Below are 17,340 nucleotides of genomic sequence, written 5' to 3' on the forward strand. Positions count from 1 at the left end.
CGTCACTGCTCGCGCATGCCCCAGGGTGAGCCGTACTCGCCCAGCAGGTCGAGGAAGGGCCGCGCCGGGAACGCCTCGGGCCCGAGCACGCCGGCGCCGGTCCAGGCCCCGGTCGCGACCAGCTCGAGGGCGACGACCGGGTTGATGGCGGTCTGCCAGACCACGGCCTGGGAGCCGTACTCGCGCATCGACCACTCGTTGTCGACGACGTGGTAGAGGTACACCTCGCGCGGCCGGCCGTCCTTGGTGCCCTTCACCCAGGTGCCGGCGCAGGTCTTGCCGCGCATGCGGTCGCCGAGCGTGGCCGGGTCGGGCAGGGCGGCGGCGACCACGTCGCGCGGGGATACCCCCGCGGGCCCGCGGTCGGTGGGGACGGTGAGCGGGTCGGTACGGTCCAGGCCGAGCTCGTGCAGGGTCTTCAGCTTGGCGATGAAGTCGTCGCCGAGCCCGTACTTGAAGGTGACGCGCCCGGCGTCGACCCAGCGCGGGATCAGGAGCACCTCCTCGTGCTCGACGTTGACGCACTCGACCGGGCCGATGCCCTCGGGGAAGTCGAAGACCTCGGGCTCGCTGAAGGGCGCCGTGGTGAACCAGCCGCGCTCCTTCTCGTAGACCACGGGCGGGTTGAGACACTCCTCGATGGTGGTCCAGATGCTGAACGACGGCGCGAAGTCGTAGCCGTCGACGGTGAGGTTCGCGCCGTCGCGGACGCCGATCTCCTCGATCTCGTCGAAGAGCTCGTCCGCGGCGTGGCGGGCGAAGACGTCCGACAGGCCGGGCTCGACGCCCATCCCGACCAGGGCCAGCAGCCCGGACGCGCGGTACTCCTCGGCGCGGGCGAACTGGTCGTCGCCGAGCTTGACCCCGCACAGCTCGTACGGGCGCTCCGGGTGGGGGTGGGAGAGCGACATCGCCATGTCCAGGTAGTGCGCGCCGACGTCGTGAGCCGCGGCGAAGAGCGGCAGGACGAAACGGGGGTCGGTCGCGTTCAGCAGCACGTCGCAGCGGTGCTCGCGCAGCAGGTCGGCGACCGCGACCTGGTCGCCGGCGTCCACCTTGGCGGAGCCGAAGCGGCCCGCCGCGCCGACACCGGCCACGGCGGCCACCGCCGCCTCCGCGCGGCCGAGATCGTAGTCGGCGACGACCATGTGCTCGAAGTAGTCGCGGCGGGCGGCGATCCGTGTGATCGCGGACCCGACGCCTCCCGCACCTACCAGCAGGATTCGCACTGGGACGCATCCCCTCTCGCATTCACGCGCACAGCGCCGCTCGCTCGCGCTGGCACGATCCAACGACCCACCATCAATTAACGTCAACCCTGTTGGCATAAGCTCCGGGCATGGGGAAGAAGGCGGTGCGCGACGGGGAGCGCCGGCGGCGCCGGCGGACCAAGCAGGGGGAGGTGCTCAGCCACGCCCTGATCATCGAGACCGCGCTGCGGCTGCTCCGCGAACACGGTGCGCACGGCCTGACGGCGCGACGCCTCGGCATGTCGCTGGGCGCCGACCCCAGCACCGTCTACCGCTACTTCGACGGCATGGACGACCTCACCCTCGCCCTGGCGGACGAGCTGATGGGGCGGGCGCTCAGCGGCTGGAGCGCGATGGGCGACTGGCGATGCGACCTGCGCGAACTGGGGCTGCGGGTGCACGCCACCTACCTCGCCCACCCCCAGGCGGCCGTGCTCACGGCCGCCCGCGTCAGCGGACGGTCGCAGGAGATCGCCGCGGACGAGGCCATCCTGGGTCTCCTGCGCCGCGCGGGGTTCCCCGACCCGTCTGCGGTGCGGATCTACCACGCCTTCATCGACCAGGCCCTGGCCTTCGCCGCGCTGGACGCGGCCTCGGAGACCCTGCCGGAGCCCGCCCGCCACGCCGACCAGACGATCTGGCAGGCGACGTACGCGCGGCTGCCGGAACGGACGCACCCCAACATCACCGCGGTGGCGGACCTCCTGGCGGCGCGGATGAACTCCAGCGCCTACCCGGTCGCCCTCGACATGATGCTCGCGAGCGCCGCCGCGGAGCTCGCCTCCGTCGCGCATCGCGGCTCCGGCGATGGCCGGGGGAGGGCGGTAACGAAACCGTACAGTCCGCCTGACTGACAGTCCGGGGCCGGGAAGATGGACCGGTGTGCCCTGCCGAGCGGAGGAGACGCGATGGCGTCAGGTCGTACGAGGCTGGAGCCACTGGCCCGGCAGGACCCCCGGCGGATCGGCGGTTACACGCTGCTGGGGCGGCTCGGGAGCGGTGCGATGGGCCGGGTCTACCTCGGCAGGTCGGCCTCGGGACGGCTGGTAGCGGTCAAGACGATCAGGGGCGAGTTCGCCGGCGACGCCGACTTCCGCTCCCGCTTCGCCCGTGAGGTCGTGGCCGCGGGCCGGGTCAGCGGCGTGTTCACGGCGGCGGTGGTGGCCGCCGACCCGGAGGCCGAGATCCCGTGGCTTGCCACCGCGTACATCCCGGCGCCCTCCCTGGAGGAGCTCGTACGGACGTGCGGGCCGTTGCCGGTTCCGGCCCTGCGCTGGCTGGCCGCCGGGTGTGCCGAGGCGCTGGACTCGATTCACCAGGCAGGGCTGGTGCACCGGGACCTGAAACCGTCGAACGTGCTGGTGTCGATCGAGGGGCCACGGGTCATCGACTTCGGCGTGGCACGGGCGACCGAGCGCGCCACGGCCACCGCGACGCACCAGGCCGTCGGCACCCCCGCGTACATGGCGCCCGAGCAGGCGCGCGACAGCAGGCGGACGACGCCGGCGAGCGACGTCTTCGCCCTCGGCTCGACCCTGCTGTTCGCCGCCACCGGACACCCGCCGTACTCGGGGAAGTCGGTGACCGACGTCCTGCTCCGCCTGGCGAGCGATCCACCGGACCTCACCGGTGTACCGGATGAGGCCGCCGACCTGCTGCTGGACTGCCTCCGGCGCGACCCGGCGGACCGTCCCACGGCGGACGCCCTGCTGGCCCGCCTGGCGGCCGAACTCGACGGCAGCGGCGCTGCGCCGCTGCCCGACGAGGCCCTCACCCTGCTCGAGGAGTACCGGCGGGAGCCACGGCCGGTGGAACCGCCACGGGCGGATGACCGCGCCGCCGGCGAGGACACCCTGGACTCGCCCACCTCGATCAGAGCGCCGGAGCGATCGCCGGCGGCTCCGCGCCCGGACCCGGACGCCCCGGACCAGCGGCGTACGGTCCCGCCTCGGCGGAGCGGCCGGGGCGGGCGGGTCCTTATGGTGCTGCTCGGAGCGGTGGCCGTCCTTTCGGCCGGGTTCGCGCTGGGCCGGATGGGCGACGACCGGCCACGGCGGCCGCTCGGCCCGCCACCGCCCGGCGCCGTACCCGCCGGAGCACCCGGCGTCGCCCGGACGGCACGGCCGTCGGGACCTCCGGGGATCACGCTGAACCAGGACTACGGCGACGGGCGCACCGGGTTCGTCGTCCACGGCACCGGCCTGACACCCGGCCGGACGGTCACGGTCCGGCTCGACCGGACCAGGGTGTCGGTGGTGACGCCGGTCGTCGACTTCGCCGGCACGTTCAACTACGTGATCAACCAGAGCCACGAGTTCTTCTCCGGCAAGCTCCCGCCCGGCCGTCATCGCCTCACCGTGACCGTGCCCGGCGTCGGCGCCCCGCTGGAGGCGGCGTTCACCGTGAACGACCTGTAGCCCCCGGCTACCGCGAACGGTCCCACCACAGGTCCTCCTGCCGCGAGCACCAGGACGGGTCGGCGAGGCGGTCCAGATCGGCCGGGGTGACGATGGCGTGCTCGATCAGCACCCCGACGACCACCTCGTCGGAGAGCCGGGTCCCGGCCCGCGCGAGGCCGCGCAGGTTGATCTTGCGACGGAGCACCTTGAGATGCTCGCCGACGCGCGCGGCGAGCCGGTCACGGAAGACCGGGTCGTGGTCGAACTGCTCGATCTCGTAATAGGCGTCCGTCACCTCCAACGCCGCGCGGGCGATCTCCGGCGTCCGGGGCAGCGGAGTCGTACGGGTCGGGTCCAGCAGCCACGGCCGGCACAGGAGGAGCGCCACCAGGAAGAGCTTGGTGTGCGGATCCAGGTACAGCGGGAGCAGCGTCGAGTCGTCGTCCGGCCGGGCGACGGGCGGGCTCCCGAGGGCGTCGGTCGCGGTGGACACGACCGTCACGCGGACGGCCTGACCCGCGTCGAGCATGCCCCGCGAACCCACCAGCGCCGTCCCCGTCCGGATGAACCAGCCGGCGGACGGCTCACCGCCCGCCTCCAGCGGTGGCAGCCGGATCTGGTATCCGTCGCTCTCGGTGTACAGCGCGTGGGTCCGGCTGAGGTTGGCCACCCACGCGCCGCCGCACAGTGCGCTGATCACGCCCGCCCGGCGGGAGAGACCACGGTCGGCGGAGATCACCAGGTCCGCGTCCGGTCCCCGGCCGAAGACCAGGCGCTCGTGGTCGGGAAGCTCCCGGACCAGCCCGGACGGCGCCGTGACGCGCGTGACGGCGGGAGCCGCGGCGCGCGGTGTCATCGGGGCACCCCGCCAGTACTCATGTCCGCCGAGTGTAGGACCCGCGCCTCCGGCCCGCCCATCCCCGAATCCGGGGGTAGCCGGAGTCGCTCCCCGGGGCTTTGCTGTGAAGGCCTCGCAAGTGTCAGAACCCAGGCAGGGGACGCCTGGTCCATCATCGCCGGCTCAGCACCGGACGCGCGGGGGCGGTTCGGTAGGGGCGGCACCGTCCGGGGTGATCCGGAGCATTCTGGAGGGGTGCTCCGGATCCACCCTGACGGTCCTCACGATGGATCCCGAGCCGGATCTGCAACGCATTCCCACGCGCCGGCCAAAGAGGCCGGGGAGTAGCGTTGCCGGCGATGACAGATCGAGAGCGGTCGAGTGCCGCGACGTACACCCCCGTCCTCCGCCGGTTCCCCGACCCCGAGGCGCTGGGCCGCGCCGCCGCGCGCGACATCGCGGCGGCGATCACCAGGAGGCTGGAGACCCGGCCCGAAGTCCGGATGATCTTCGCTGCGGCGCCGAGCCAGGAGGCGGCGCTGCGCGCGCTGGCCGCGCAGCCGGGCATCGACTGGACGCGGGTGACCGCGTTCCACATGGACGAGTACCTCGGCCTGGACGACGGTGCCCCGCAGCGGTTCGGCACCTGGCTGCGGCGGACGTTCTTCGACCGGGTGCCGCTCGGGGCGGTGCACCTGATCGACCCGGACGCGCCCCCCGAGGCGTACGCCCGTCCGCTGGCGGCCGCGCCGATCGACATCACCTGCCTGGGGATCGGGGTCAACGGGCACCTGGCGTTCAACGACCCGCCCGCCGACCTGGACGACCCCGCGTCCGTCAAGGTCGTCGAACTGGACGAGGTCTGCCGCCGGCAGCAGGTCGACGACGGCTGCTTCGCGACCCTGGCCGAGGTGCCTGAGCGGGCGATCACCCTCACCGTGCCGGCGCTGCTGTCGGCCGAGGAGGTCTTCTGCATGGTGCCCGGCGCGCGCAAACGGGACGCGGTGACCGCCGCGCTGCGCGGCCCGATCGGAGGACATCTGCCGGCGAGCGCGCTGCGCACCCACCCGCGCTGTGTGGTCTACGTCGACGAGGAGTCCGCGCCCCGATGAGGATCACCGGCCGGGATCCGGCGAGCGGCCGCACGCTGTGCGTGAGCGTCGAGGACGGGCGGATCGGCGCGATCACCGAGGCGGACGGCCCCACGGAGCTGTGGCTCGCGCCCGGCCTGGTCGACCTGCAGGTCAACGGGTTCGCCGGGCACGACGTGAACGCCGCCGACGTCGATGAGGCCACGGTGACCGCGCTGGTGAGCGCCCTGCGCCGCGTGGGGACGACCACGGTGGTCCCGACGATCGTGACCGCGCCCGAGGAGCGCATCCGCGCGGCGCTGTCCGCGATCGCGCGGGCGCGCGGGGCGGACCCGCTCGTCGCGCGCGCGATCCCGTACGTCCACGTGGAGGGGCCGTTCCTGTCGGCGGAGGACGGCCCGCGCGGCGTGCACGACGCGCGGTACCTGCGGCCCGCCGACCTCGAGGAGCTGCGCCGCTGGGGCGACCTCGTCCGCATGGTCACCATCTCGCCGCACGACGAGGCGGCGATCGACTTCATCGCCCACGCCACCCGCAGGGGCGTGCGCTGCGCGATCGGGCACACCCATGCCACGCCCGAGCAGATCACCCGGGCGATCGACGCCGGCGCCGAACTCGCCACGCACCTGGGCAACGCCACCTACACCATGCTGCCCCGGCACCCGAACCACCTGTGGACCCAGCTCGCCGACGACCGCCTGCACGCCGGGTTCATCGCGGACGGGCACCACCTGCCCGCCGACACCTTCCGCGTCATGCTGCGCGCCAAGGGCGTCGAGCGCTCCCACCTGGTGTCCGACGCCACGGCGCTGGCGGGCATGCCACCGGGGCGCTACCGCACCCCGGTGGGCGGGGACGTGGAGCTGTCGGCGGACGGCCGGCTCTCCTACGTCGGCACGCCCCTGCTGGCCGGCGCCTCCCGGTCCCTCGCCGACGGGGTGGCGACGGCGATCACGATGGCCGGCCTGCCCCTCGCCACCGGGCTGCGCCTGGCCACGGCGAACCCCGGGCGCTTCGTCGGCGGCCGTGGCCTGCTACGGCCCGGCCGGCCCGCGGACCTGATCGCCTTCGCCTGGCGGCCGGGGGACACCACGCTCGACATCCGCGAGGTCCTCGTCGCCGGGCGGCCGGTGACCTGACCGGCGGCGTGGGACTTTCGCCCTCTGGCGTCCGGGGCTCGCCGCGAGGGACGATTCGAACAAGGGGCTGAAAGGGGGAGATCGATCATGACGACCGCACGTGAGGTCATGCACCGCGGCTGTGAGTGTCTGTCGATCAACGAGAATCTCACCACGGCGGCCCGCCGCATGGCGGAGATGGACGTGGGCGCGCTGCCGGTCTGTGGAGAGGACGGCAGGCTGAAGGGGATCATCACCGATCGCGACATCGTCGTGAAGGCCATCGCGCAGGGCAGGAACCCCTCCGACTGCAGGGCCGGAGAGCTCGTCGGCGAAGGCGAGGTGTGGTACGTCGACGCCGGGTCGGACATCGAGAGCGTCCTGCATGAGATGGCCGAGCACCGGATCCGCCGCCTGCCCGTGCTGGAGGAGAACGAACTCGTCGGGATCATCAGCCAGGCCGATCTCGCGGCCAAGTTGCCCGATGAGATGGTCGGCGAACTCGTGACGGCCATCTCCGTCACGTCGCACTGACCGCGCTCCCGGCTCGGGCGGACCGGGCGGCCGGTCACCTGCCGCCGTCGAAGTCCTCGCGGTTGCGGGCGATGTCGGTCCGGTGGGTCCGCACCCAGAGGACGAGGTGGTCGACGGCCGCGGCGAGGGAGCGGCCGAGAGGGGTGAGCGCGTACTCCACACGCGGGGGCACCTCGGCGTAGGGGGTCCGGGTGATCAGGCCGTCGCGCTGCAGGGCGCGCAGCGTGTGACTGAGCATGCGCTGGGAGATGCCGGCGATCCGCTCGTGCAGGGCGGTGAAGCGCATCGGGCCGGGTTCCAGCGTCGTGACGACCAGGACGGTCCACTTGTCGCCGACCCGGGTGAGGACGTCGCGGACGAGCTCGATCGTCTCCGCGCAGTCTGGCGTCATCCCTCGCGCGACCAGATCGGCGCGCAGCACGGCGTCCATGGCGATTCCGCCTTCCGGGTGCGTTGCTTACGGGAAAGTGCGTATTGGCGAGGCGGATTAACACGGGCCGATCCGCGATTCCTCCCGATGGTAACCATCGACGACCGCCACGGCGGTCAACGAACGGAGGATGCGGATGAGCGCACGGCAGGCCGAGGTGCGGCCGGAGGACGGGCCCGGCGTCCGGCACGAGACCTTCACGATCGTCCGGCGTCTGGACGCGGCGCCGGCCGTCGTCTTCGCCGCCTTCGCGGACTCCGGCGTCCGGCGTCGCTGGTTCCGGCTTCCCGGGTCGGGGGCCGTGTACGACCACGAGTTCCGGGTGGGCGGCGGCGAGACGGCGCACAGCACCTTCTCCGTTCTGGACTCGGTCCCGGAGCGGCTGGAGTACCGGTCCCGCTACCTCGACATCGTGCCGGAACGCAGGATCGTCTTCGGGTACGAGTCCATCGTCGACGACCTGCTGCGCTGGACCTCCCTGGTCACGGTCCTGCTGGCCGACGACGCCGGATCGACCCTGCTGACGTGGACCGAGCAGGTCGCCTTCCTGGTCGCCACCGGCGACGGCAGCGCCGACCTGCCCCACCTGCGCGGCGGCACGACGCTCCGCCTGAACGGCCTGGCGGCGGCGCTCGCCCCGGACCCCGGCCCGCGACGGCGGGGCCCGGCGTGACCGGCGGTTCAGCCGTCGCCGTCGGCTCGGCGGTCCGCGCGCACCAGGGCGCTGAAGTCGCCGACCCGGTCGAAGTGCTGCAATTTGTCGGGGTTGACGATGGAGTGAATCGTCTGGATCTGACCGTCGGCGATATCCAGCCCCATCACCCCGACCAGCAGATCCCGCGTGTCGAACACCAGGGCGCCCGGCTCGCCGTTGACCTCGGTGACGTGGAAACGCACGCCACCGGCCCGCGCCAGCATGGGCGCCACCGCCGCCAGAACACGCGCCACCCGCCGGCGTCCGTTGACCGGCCGCCCCAGCGCCGGCACCTTGCCGCCGCCGTCACCGTGCATCGCCACATCCTGCGCCAGTAGTTCTTCGAGCGACCGCAGGTCGCCCTGTTCGACGGCGGCGAAGAAACGCCGAGCCAGCTGTTGTCGCTGGCGCCGAGAGGCGTGGTAGCGCGGCCGGCGCTCCTGGAGGTGTTTGCGAGCCCGCGCGACCAGGTGCCGCGTACTGTCCACATCGGTGCCGACGATCTCGGCGACCTGTGGGTACGGATACTCGAACACCTCGCGCAGCAGGAACGCGGCCCGCTGCCGTGGCGACAGGCTCTCCAGCAACACCAGGACGGCCAACGACAGCGAGTCGGCGGTCTCCGCGTGCTCGCCTGGTGACGGATCGGTGGCCAGCGGTTCCGGGAGCCACTCGCCGACGTACCGCTCCCGGCGCGCGCGTGCCGAGCGCAACTGGTCGATGGCCAGGCGAGTGACCAAGGTGGCGATGTACGCCCGCGGGGAGGCGATCGTTTCGCCTCCCCGCTGGGTCTGGTGCAGCCGCAGGAACGCCTCCTGCAGCAGGTCCTCGGCTTCGCTGACGCTACCGAGCATCTGGTAGGCGATGGCGAAGGCCCGCGGCCGCAGATCGTCATACAGGTCCGAGGTGGACATGCCGAGTCAGCTCAATCCGTCGGTGAAACCCGTGCGCCAGCTCGGGTACTGCGGTTTCCAGTCCAGTTCGCGCTTGGTCCTGTCGGTGGAGATCCCGCGGGCTCGCGTCATCATGTCCACCGCGCCCTTGCCGGCCAGCGGGCGGGCGAGCCAGGCCGGTACGCGGCGCGGCGGTCCGGCGCCGAGTGTCCGGGCAAGGTAGGGCAGCCAGTCACGCACCGGTGCCGGGTCGTCATCGGCGACATGGTAGATCCCGGGCCTGCCGCGTTCGATGGCCGCGACTGTGGCCGAGGCGGCGTCGGTGATGTGCACCAGCGACCACACCCCGCGGCCGCCGCCGACGATCGGGAACCTTCGCTTGCGGATCTGCTCGGTCATGACCGCGTCCGGCGCGGCGCTGAGGGCGGTCCCGGGGCCATAGAAGGAACCGTAGCGAAGCACGATGCCATCGGCCCAGGTGATGCCGGTCACCGCGTCCTCCACGTGGCGCAACGCGGCCACCGCCGCCTCGGCGTCCGCGGGCGGGTTCGGTTCGATCCGGCCGTCCTCGTCGGCGACCGGCCCACCGCTGCGTTCCATCCACAAAGAGTTGCTCTGTGCCACGAACCTGCGGACGCCGACCGCACGCGCGGCGGCCAGCAGGTGGTCGGTGCCCTCGGTGCGCAGCCGGTTGGTGGCGGCCGCCATCCGCTTCACCTGCCGCATGGTCGACGGTCCGCTCAGCGCGGTGAGCTGATGGACGATCACCTCGGGCTCGGCCTTGGCCACCGCATCGGCCACCGAGTCCGGATCGAGCGCATCCACGATGACCGGCTCGGCGCCCAGCGTCCGCAGCGAGCCGGTCTTGGCCGCCGAGCGGGTCGTACCGACGACCTCATGGCCGCGCGCCACGAGCTGGGTGACGAGATGGCCGCCGATCGTGCCGGACGCTCCGGCGATGAGGATTCTCATGACGTCTCCGTTCGTTGCGTCACCAACAAGAGACGAGAAGCCCTCTCACTTCATGACCGGCAGTGACCCGGTTCACAGGCGATGGACGTCGGCCGCCGGCGTGACCGGCGATGGTCACAGCACCTGGTTGCCGTACATCTCGCCGAGCGGGTCGGAGATGAGCTCGATGCGGGCGCCGTCGGGGTCGCGGAAGTAGACCGACACCTCGCTGTGGACGACGTGCTCGACGCCGGCCTCGTCCAGGCGGCGCACGATCTCGTCCCAGCGCGCGGGCTCCACGGAGATCGCGCAGTGGTGGAGGCCGCCGAGAACCTCGGCGTACGGGCCGAGGGCGAGCCCGGGGAAGTCGAAGAAGGCGAGCAGGTTGCCGTTGCCGATGTCGAAGAAGAAGTGCGAGGAGCCGGGATAGTCCCGGTTCTCGATCAGCTCGGTGAGGGGGAAGCCCAGCACGTCCTGGTAGAAGCGGACGGTACGCTCCACGTCGCCGCTGATCAGCGCGGTGTGATGCAGTCCGCGCGCCGTGGACCGGGGACGCTCGGCCGCGGGGCGGAGATGGGCGTCCCGGATGCGCTGCCGCTCGGCCTCGATCGTGCCGAGATCGGTCGGGGTGTCGGTCATGGTTCCTCCAATGCGGGGTCGTGACGGGTTCCGGCCGGTGGCCGGGTGGTGGGTCCCCTGCCCATGAGCGGACCCACCTCACCCGGCGCTTCCGGCCGGGCGGTCAGGCGGCGACGGTGGCGTGCATCTCCCATACCAGGATCTCCGCGGGCTCGGTCGCGGTCACCCGCTGTCCGCCGACCGCGGTGAAGCGCACGGCGTCACCGGTGCCGAGCGGACCGGCGCCTTCGAGGTTCACGGCGCCGCGTGCGACGAATAGGTGCAGGAACGGCGCGTCGGGCAGCTCGACGCTCTGGCCGGGCGTCAGGCGGGCGGCGTAGAGCGCGGCGTACCGGTTCTTGATCCGGATCGCGGCCTCGCCGTCGTGCCGCTCCAGCCCGGAGGCGACGGGGACGAGCGCGCCGGAGGACAGCAGTTTCTCGTCGATCTCCAGCTGCTCGTAGCCGGGGGTGATGCCGGCCTCGTCGGGCACCACCCACATCTGCACGAAGTGCACCGGCTCGTCGTGCCGCTCGCCCTGCAGGTGCCAGGAGTCGTTCTTCTCGGAGTGCAGGATGCCGGTGCCGGCGCTCATCCGCTGGGCGAGCCCCGGGTAGATCACCCCGTTGTGGCCGGTGGAGTCCTGGTGGACCAGCGACCCGCGCAGAACCCAGGTGACGATCTCCATGTCGCGGTGCGGATGGGTCTCGAAGCCCATGCCGGGCGTGACCACGTCGTCGTTGTTGACGAGCAGCAGCCCGTGGTGGGTGTTGCGAGGGTCGTGGTGGTGGCCGAACGAGAACGAGTGCTTCGAGTCGAGCCAGCCGATCTCGGTCTTGAAGCGTTCGTCCGCGCGGCGGATGTCGATCTGCGGGCTCATCTGGGTGCGCATGGGACGGCTCCTCATTCCGGCGTCTAGGTAGATGATGAATCATCTACGCGGCTCACAACCTACATGATGCGTCATATATTTCCCAGCTGGATGACGTGTCATTGATCACGTTAGGGTGGAGGTCATGAGCGGCACACGATGGCTCGATGACGAGGAGCAGCGCGCCTGGCGTGCGTTCATCCGCATGCACGGGCAACTGACCGCACGGCTCAGCCGGCAGTTGCAGGCCGACTCCGGCCTCTCGCTGGCCGACTACGAGGTGCTCGTCCAGCTCACCGACGCCCCGGACGGGCGGCTACGGCCGTTCGAGCTGCAGCGCGGCCTGCAGTGGGAGCAGAGTCGCCTGTCGCACCACCTCACCCGGATGGAGCGCCGCGGCCTGGTAGCGCGAGAGGAGTGCGACGAGGACGGCCGCGGCGCCGTGGTCGCGTTGACCGACGCGGGCCGGCGCGCCATCGTCGCCGCCGCCCCCGGGCACGTCGACACCGTACGACGCCTGTTCTTCGACGGGCTCACCCGCGACCAGGTCGCCCTGCTCCACCAGGTGTCCGACCACGTGCTCGGCCGGCTCGACGCCACGGCCGGCTGAGCCCCCGGCGCGAATTCGCCGCACCTGGGGGCCATGGTCCGCTCCGGGAATCGTTACGATCGGGGACCACGGTCGCTCTGGTGGAAGGGAATCATGTCCGATCAGTACGAGGCGGTGTTCGCTCGGTACGACACCGATGGGGATGGGCGGCTCACCGCCGACGAGGTGACCGCGGCGATCGCGGGGATGTTCCCGGCGGCCGAGGTGAACGATCTGTCGGGGATCGTCAGGGCGTTGTTCGTCCAGTACGACACCAACGGTGACGGGCTGCTGTCGGCGGCCGAGTTCGTGCCGCTGGCCGAGAACCTCCCCGAGCTCGGTTCCTGAGGCCGGCCGCCGCCGACGACGCGTCCGAACCCCCTGGCGACGAGCGGAGTCCCGTCGCCAGGGGCCTTCTCGAGGATCGGGCGGCTCGTGCGGGTGCGCCACCCGCCGGAACCGTCCGGTGAATCACCGCGGCGGGGTCTTGACCACGACCGTCCGGGCGACCTTGTCGTGCAGGCACTGGCGGTAGGGCTTGTCCCAGAGCAGCCAGAGGACGTTCAGCAGACCGAAGATGCCGCCGACGGTGGGGACCTGCGGCGCGAGCGCGTAGAGCGCGGCCCGCTTGGCGGCGGTGCCCCCGGTGATCGGCGCGCGGTCCGACAGCGCGACCACCTTGATGTTCATGACCCGCTTGCCCACGGTCCGGCCCCACCGGGAGAGCGCGAACGCCTCATAGCCGAAGGCGATCACCGCGCTCACCAGCCCGACCAGCAGGCTGTACCCCATCAGCCTCAGCTCGGTGTGCAGCACCTCGCCGACCGGCGGCGTCGGGGCGTCCGGATCCGACGGGAGGATGTCCTTGATCCGGTGGAGGTACCAGAGGAAGTACCAGACCAGCAGGGGCGCCGTGACCACCGAGAGGAGGAGGCCGTCGATGATCCGGGCGACGAGACGCTGCCACCACTCGGCGAGGGTCGGGTCCATCGCCGTCGGCGGACCGTAGGCCGGGTACGGCCCACCGGGCGGATAGGACGGATACGGCGGTGCCGGAGGCGGACCGCCGTAGTGCCCCGGACCTGAAGGCCCGTACGGTCCGGGCGGCGGACCGCCGTACGCTCCCGGCACGGAGTCGACATAGGGCTGTCCGGGAGGGAGTCCGTACGGCCGGGGGTGCGGGCCCGGCTGGTCCGGCTGAGAGCCGTCCGACGGCGGCTCCGCCTCCGGGGCCTGCGCCGCCTCGTCTTCGGGTGGATCCGTCGCCATCTTTCGCACCATCCCCGTCGGTTCCGGCCGGCAGGCGGAGACCTGACGGCGCACGCGCGAGGATAGGGCAGATCCCTCCGAACACGGGGATTTTCGGAGGGATCGGCAGAAACCGGGACGCGGGCTCCGGGCGGGGAGACCGGTCCGAACCGGGGGATCAGCAGGACAGGTTGCCGCCGGCGCCGACGCCGAGGATGCCGGCGAACCTCTGGTAGAGGTTGATGCGGTCCTGGCGCTGGTCCGGGTTCTTACCGTCGCATTCCAGGTCGCCGTTGATGCTGCGGATCGTCGCGCCGAAGCCCTTGTCGCTCACCATCGCCTCGTGCGAGGTCATGGCGCCGGCGCCCTTCTGAGTGTTCCAGAACCACAGGCCGGTCTGCCACGAGACGGCGGCGTCCCTCTCCACTCTGTACGGGTCGTGCAGCAGGTCGAGGTGCAGGGCGTCCCCGGCGGCCTTGTAGTTGAAGTTCCAGCTCAACTGCAGCGGGCCGCGCCCGTAGTAGGCGTTCGCGCCCGCGGGACAGCCGTAGGGCCGGGTTCTGTCGCAGTAGTGGCCGTAGTCGGCCTTGTTCTGCTCGACGACGTATCTCAGGCCGCCCGTCTCGTGGCCGACGTTGGCGAGGAAGGCCGCCGCCTCGCGCCTTCTCGTGACCTCGCCGCCCGTCCGCGCGAAGCCCGGGTAGGCGCGCAGCGCGTCGGTCAGGCCCTTGTAGGTGTAGAAGGGATTGCGGCCCGGGAACATCGCGTCGAACTGTGCCTGGCCGACCACGAAGGCGACGCCCCCGGCCGGACCGCCGCCGGTCGCCGCGGCGGCCGGGGCGCTCAGGGCCAGCATGCCCGTCAGGGTGACCGAGGTCATGGCGGCCGGCACGCGACGTACGGACATCTCTCGCTCCTCGCGCAGCGTGGCCGGGCCGCCGAGCGACCGGTCCTCCGGTGTCCGCGGCCCGGACGACGGAGGACCCGTCGCGACTACTATCTGTAGCAGAGATCTCGCCGATCGTGACGTTCTGAGCGTCGTGTCACGTCGTCTCGGCGTCGTCGGCCCCGTCGACGGGCGTCCATGGGTCGGGCGGGTTCGGCGTCGCCCCACTCATCCCTCATGTCGTCCATCGCAACATTCCTCCCTATCTTGACCGGATTAGTAGGTTTTTTCTACAGTGGCATGGGTTCGCTGATCTCGCCTGCTCGGTCAGGCGAGCCGCGAGTTCGCGCCCGACCCCTCGACAGGGAGAGGTTCCGATGACACGCAGACAGGTGCACCTCGCCGCGCACTTCCCCGGCGTGAACAACACCACCGTCTGGGCCGACCCCCGGTCCAAGAGCCAGATCGACTTCGACTCCTTCGTTCACCTCGCCCGTACGGCCGAGCGCGGCCGATTCGACTTCTTCTTCCTCGCCGAGGGGCTCCGGCTGCGCGAGCTCAAGGGCCGGATCCACGACCTGGACGTCGTCGGGCGGCCCGAGTCGCTGACCGTCCTGTCCGCCCTCGCGGCCGTCACCTCACATCTGGGTCTGGCCGCGACCGTCAACTCGACCTTCAACGAGCCGTACGAAGTGGCCAGGCGGCTGGCGACGCTCGACCATCTGAGCGGTGGCCGGGCGGCTTGGAACGTTGTAACGAGCTACGACGCGTTCACCGGGGAGAACTTCCGGCGCGGCGGCTACCTGGATGAGGCGGACCGGTACACCCGCGCCGCCGAGTTCCTCCGGACCGCGCGAGAGCTGTGGGACTCCTGGCGGCCCGACACCGTGGTGGCCGACGCGGGACGCGGCGAGTTCGTCCGGTCCGACGGCATCGAGACCTTCCGTCACCAGGGACGGCACATCGCCATCGAGGGAAGGTTCAACGTGCCGCGCGGGCCCCAGGGCCACCCGGTCATCATCCAGGCGGGGGACTCCGAGGAGGGCCGGGAGTTCGCCGCCTCCGACGCCGACGTCATCTTCAGCCGGCACAGCAGGCTGGAGGAGGGCCGCGCGTTCTACAAGGACGTCAAGGCCCGGCTCGCCAAGTACGGCCGCCGGCCCGATGACCTGAAGATCCTCCCCGCCGTGACCTACGTCCTCGGCGACACTGAGGAGGAGGCGGCCGAGCGCGCGGCGGAGATCCGGCGGGCGCAGGTGAGCCCGCAGACCGCGATCGCCTTCCTCGAGGGGATCTGGGGCCGGGACCTGTCCGACGTCGATCCGGACGGGCCGCTGCCCGACATCGAACCCGACTTCTCCGAGGGGGTCTCGAAGGGCCGCGCCCAGTTCCGGGGCGACCGCAGGGCGACGGCCGAGCAGTGGCGGGAGGTCGCCCGGCAGAAACGGCTGACCGTACGTGAGCTGGTCATCGAGGTCACCGGCCGGCAGACGTTCGTCGGCACCGCGCGGACCGTCGCCGACCAGATCGACGAGTTCGTCCAGACGGAGGCCGCGGACGGCTTCATCTTCGTGCCGCACCTCACGCCCGGCGGTCTGGACGACCTGGTCGACAAGGTCGTGCCGCTCCTACAGGAGAAGGGCGTCTTCCGCGCCGACTACACCGGCCCCACGCTCCGCGACCACCTCGGCCTCGCCGCCGTCCCGCACCGTCAGGAGGCCACCCTGTGACCCACCTCCACCTCGCCGTCGCGCTGGACGGCGCCGGCTGGCACCCGGCCGCCTGGCGGGCGCCGGACGCGCGGCCGAACGACCTGTTCACCGCCGGGTACTGGGCCGACCTGGTCGCCGAGGCCGAACGCGCCCGCATCGACTTCGTGACCATCGAGGACTCGCTGGGCCCGCAGTCCTCGGCCTTCGACGGCCCGGACGACCGCACCGACCAGGTGCGGGGCCGGCTCGACGCCGTGCTGCTGGCCGCCCGGCTCGCCCCGCTCACCTCCCGCATCGGGCTGGTGCCGACGACGAGCACCACCCACACCGAGCCGTTTCACGTCGCGATCGGCATCGCCACCCTCGACCACGTCAGCCGGGGCCGGGCGGGGTGGCGCCCGCAGATCTCCGGCCGGGCGAGCGACGCCCGCCACTTCGGCCGCCGCGAGTTCCCCGAGCTCCGCCCCGGTGCGTGGAACGACCCGGAGTTCGCCGGGCACGTACGCGCGCTGTTCGCCGAGGCCGCCGACGCGGTCGAGGTCGTCCGGCGGCTGTGGGACAGCTGGGAGGACGACGCCGAGATCCGCGATGTGCCGACCGGCCGGTTCATCGACCGCGACAAGCTGCACTACATCGACTTCGAAGGCCCGTACTTCAGCGTCAAGGGACCCTCGATCACGCCACGCCCGCCGCAGGGTCAGCCGCTCGTCACGGCGCTCGCCCACGACGTCGTGCCCTACGAGTTCGCGGCCGGGGGAGCGGACGTCGTGTACGTGACCCCGCACTCCCGGGACCAGGTCACCACGATCACCGGACAGGTGCGCGCCGCCGAGGAGCACGCGGGCCGGGCCGGTGAGCCGCTGAAGATCTTCGCCGACCTGATCGTCCTCCTCGACGGTGACACTTCCACGGCCGAGGCCCGCAAGGACCGGCTCGACGAACTGGACGGCGCTCCCTACTCCTCGGACGCCCTCGTCTTCACCGGGACCCCCGGTGACCTGGCCGACCTGCTCCAAGACTGGCGAGCCGCCGGGCTCGACGGCTTCCGGCTGCGGCCGGCCGCCCTCCCGCACGACCTGACCGGCATCACTCAGGGGCTGGTGCCGGAGCTGCGGCGGCGCGGCGCGTTCCGCGACGAGTACGAGGCCGACACCCTGCGCGGCCTGCTCGGCCTCGCCCGGCCGGCCAACCGGTACGCGAGGGCGTCGTGACGGCCCC

At 71.9% G+C, this 17,340-nt stretch carries 19 protein-coding genes; 10 read left to right on the forward strand and 9 right to left on the reverse strand.

Annotated elements, in window-relative coordinates:
* Positions 1–2: 2 nt before the first annotated feature.
* Complete coding sequence (locus AB0L00_RS32165) at positions 3–1,229, reverse strand: saccharopine dehydrogenase C-terminal domain-containing protein (RefSeq protein WP_364440826.1); 1,227 nt, start codon at positions 1,227–1,229, stop codon at positions 3–5.
* 110 nt (positions 1,230–1,339) lie between these two features.
* On the opposite strand from AB0L00_RS32165, the gene AB0L00_RS32170 reads away from it, so the two are divergent.
* Together AB0L00_RS32170 and AB0L00_RS32175 are read left to right on the forward strand one after the other, a co-directional pair.
* Positions 1,340–2,104, forward strand: coding sequence for a TetR/AcrR family transcriptional regulator (locus AB0L00_RS32170; protein WP_364440827.1), 765 nt, complete (start codon positions 1,340–1,342; stop codon positions 2,102–2,104).
* Positions 2,105–2,158: 54 nt separating this feature from the next.
* A complete protein-coding gene (locus tag AB0L00_RS32175) occupies positions 2,159–3,667 on the forward strand; it encodes a serine/threonine-protein kinase (protein ID WP_364440828.1) in 1,509 nt (502 codons plus the stop codon).
* Between the two features lie 7 nt (positions 3,668–3,674).
* On the opposite strand, the gene AB0L00_RS32180 is transcribed toward AB0L00_RS32175, so the two are convergent.
* Positions 3,675–4,505 (reverse strand): hypothetical protein, encoded by an 831-nt coding sequence (locus tag AB0L00_RS32180; RefSeq protein ID WP_364440829.1) that lies wholly within the window; start codon positions 4,503–4,505, stop codon positions 3,675–3,677.
* A 341-nt stretch (positions 4,506–4,846) separates the two neighbouring features.
* Between AB0L00_RS32180 and AB0L00_RS32185 the strand changes: the two genes are divergently transcribed.
* From AB0L00_RS32185 to AB0L00_RS32195, 3 genes are all read left to right on the forward strand, one after another.
* Positions 4,847–5,599, forward strand: a complete 753-nt coding sequence (locus AB0L00_RS32185) for a glucosamine-6-phosphate deaminase (protein WP_364440830.1) — start codon at positions 4,847–4,849, stop codon at positions 5,597–5,599.
* Positions 5,596–6,717 carry an amidohydrolase family protein gene (locus tag AB0L00_RS32190; RefSeq protein WP_364440831.1) on the forward strand — a complete coding sequence of 374 codons (1,122 nt, stop codon included), beginning with the start codon at positions 5,596–5,598 and terminating at the stop codon, positions 6,715–6,717. Before AB0L00_RS32185 ends, AB0L00_RS32190 begins: the two co-directional genes overlap by 4 nt.
* A gap of 87 nt (positions 6,718–6,804) precedes the next feature.
* Entirely contained in the window at positions 6,805–7,230 is a 426-nt protein-coding gene (locus tag AB0L00_RS32195; protein WP_364440832.1) for a CBS domain-containing protein, read from the forward strand.
* Positions 7,231–7,264: 34 nt separating this feature from the next.
* Here the strand turns inward: AB0L00_RS32195 and AB0L00_RS32200 are convergent, their stop codons facing one another.
* The gene (locus AB0L00_RS32200) at positions 7,265–7,660 is read right to left on the reverse strand and encodes a helix-turn-helix domain-containing protein (protein WP_364440833.1); all 396 of its coding nucleotides are present in this window, start codon (positions 7,658–7,660) and stop codon (positions 7,265–7,267) included.
* A gap of 136 nt (positions 7,661–7,796) precedes the next feature.
* Between AB0L00_RS32200 and AB0L00_RS32205 the strand changes: the two genes are divergently transcribed.
* Positions 7,797–8,333 carry an SRPBCC domain-containing protein gene (locus tag AB0L00_RS32205; protein WP_364440835.1) on the forward strand — a complete coding sequence of 179 codons (537 nt, stop codon included), beginning with the start codon at positions 7,797–7,799 and terminating at the stop codon, positions 8,331–8,333.
* Between the two features lie 8 nt (positions 8,334–8,341).
* On the opposite strand, the gene AB0L00_RS32210 is transcribed toward AB0L00_RS32205, so the two are convergent.
* The 4 genes from AB0L00_RS32210 to AB0L00_RS32225 all read right to left on the reverse strand — a co-directional run bounded on the left by AB0L00_RS32210 (position 8,342) and on the right by AB0L00_RS32225 (position 11,708).
* Positions 8,342–9,268, reverse strand: coding sequence for an RNA polymerase sigma-70 factor (locus AB0L00_RS32210; protein ID WP_364440836.1), 927 nt, complete (start codon positions 9,266–9,268; stop codon positions 8,342–8,344).
* 6 nt (positions 9,269–9,274) lie between these two features.
* A complete protein-coding gene (locus AB0L00_RS32215; RefSeq protein WP_364440837.1) occupies positions 9,275–10,219 on the reverse strand; it encodes an NAD(P)-dependent oxidoreductase in 945 nt (314 codons plus the stop codon).
* A 114-nt stretch (positions 10,220–10,333) separates the two neighbouring features.
* Positions 10,334–10,837 carry a VOC family protein gene (locus AB0L00_RS32220; RefSeq protein ID WP_364440838.1) on the reverse strand — a complete coding sequence of 168 codons (504 nt, stop codon included), beginning with the start codon at positions 10,835–10,837 and terminating at the stop codon, positions 10,334–10,336.
* Between the two features lie 103 nt (positions 10,838–10,940).
* A complete protein-coding gene (locus tag AB0L00_RS32225) occupies positions 10,941–11,708 on the reverse strand; it encodes a pirin family protein (RefSeq protein ID WP_345359198.1) in 768 nt (255 codons plus the stop codon).
* Between the two features lie 124 nt (positions 11,709–11,832).
* On the opposite strand from AB0L00_RS32225, the gene AB0L00_RS32230 reads away from it, so the two are divergent.
* Both AB0L00_RS32230 and AB0L00_RS32235 read left to right on the forward strand, forming a co-directional pair.
* Positions 11,833–12,297, forward strand: a complete 465-nt coding sequence (locus AB0L00_RS32230) for a MarR family transcriptional regulator (protein ID WP_364440839.1) — start codon at positions 11,833–11,835, stop codon at positions 12,295–12,297.
* Positions 12,298–12,390: 93 nt separating this feature from the next.
* The gene (locus AB0L00_RS32235) at positions 12,391–12,624 is read left to right on the forward strand and encodes an EF-hand domain-containing protein (protein ID WP_345359204.1); all 234 of its coding nucleotides are present in this window, start codon (positions 12,391–12,393) and stop codon (positions 12,622–12,624) included.
* 123 nt (positions 12,625–12,747) lie between these two features.
* Here AB0L00_RS32235 and AB0L00_RS32240 read toward each other — a convergent pair whose 3' ends face one another.
* Both AB0L00_RS32240 and AB0L00_RS32245 read right to left on the reverse strand, forming a co-directional pair.
* Positions 12,748–13,545, reverse strand: a complete 798-nt coding sequence (locus AB0L00_RS32240; RefSeq protein ID WP_364440840.1) for an RDD family protein — start codon at positions 13,543–13,545, stop codon at positions 12,748–12,750.
* Between the two features lie 157 nt (positions 13,546–13,702).
* Complete coding sequence (locus tag AB0L00_RS32245) at positions 13,703–14,431, reverse strand: chitinase (protein ID WP_364440841.1); 729 nt, start codon at positions 14,429–14,431, stop codon at positions 13,703–13,705.
* 356 nt (positions 14,432–14,787) lie between these two features.
* Between AB0L00_RS32245 and AB0L00_RS32250 the strand changes: the two genes are divergently transcribed.
* Both AB0L00_RS32250 and AB0L00_RS32255 read left to right on the forward strand, forming a co-directional pair.
* On the forward strand, positions 14,788–16,140 hold the full coding sequence (locus AB0L00_RS32250; RefSeq protein ID WP_364440842.1) for an NtaA/DmoA family FMN-dependent monooxygenase: 1,353 nt from the start codon (positions 14,788–14,790) through the stop codon (positions 16,138–16,140).
* A complete protein-coding gene (locus AB0L00_RS32255; RefSeq protein ID WP_364440843.1) occupies positions 16,137–17,333 on the forward strand; it encodes an LLM class flavin-dependent oxidoreductase in 1,197 nt (398 codons plus the stop codon). The genes AB0L00_RS32250 and AB0L00_RS32255 overlap by 4 nt, the downstream gene beginning before the upstream one ends.
* Positions 17,334–17,340: the final 7 nt, after the last annotated feature.

It is taken from the genome of Actinoallomurus sp. NPDC052308, assembly GCF_040679195.1.
Classification (GTDB): Bacteria; Actinomycetota; Actinomycetes; order Streptosporangiales; family Streptosporangiaceae; genus Actinoallomurus; species Actinoallomurus liliacearum.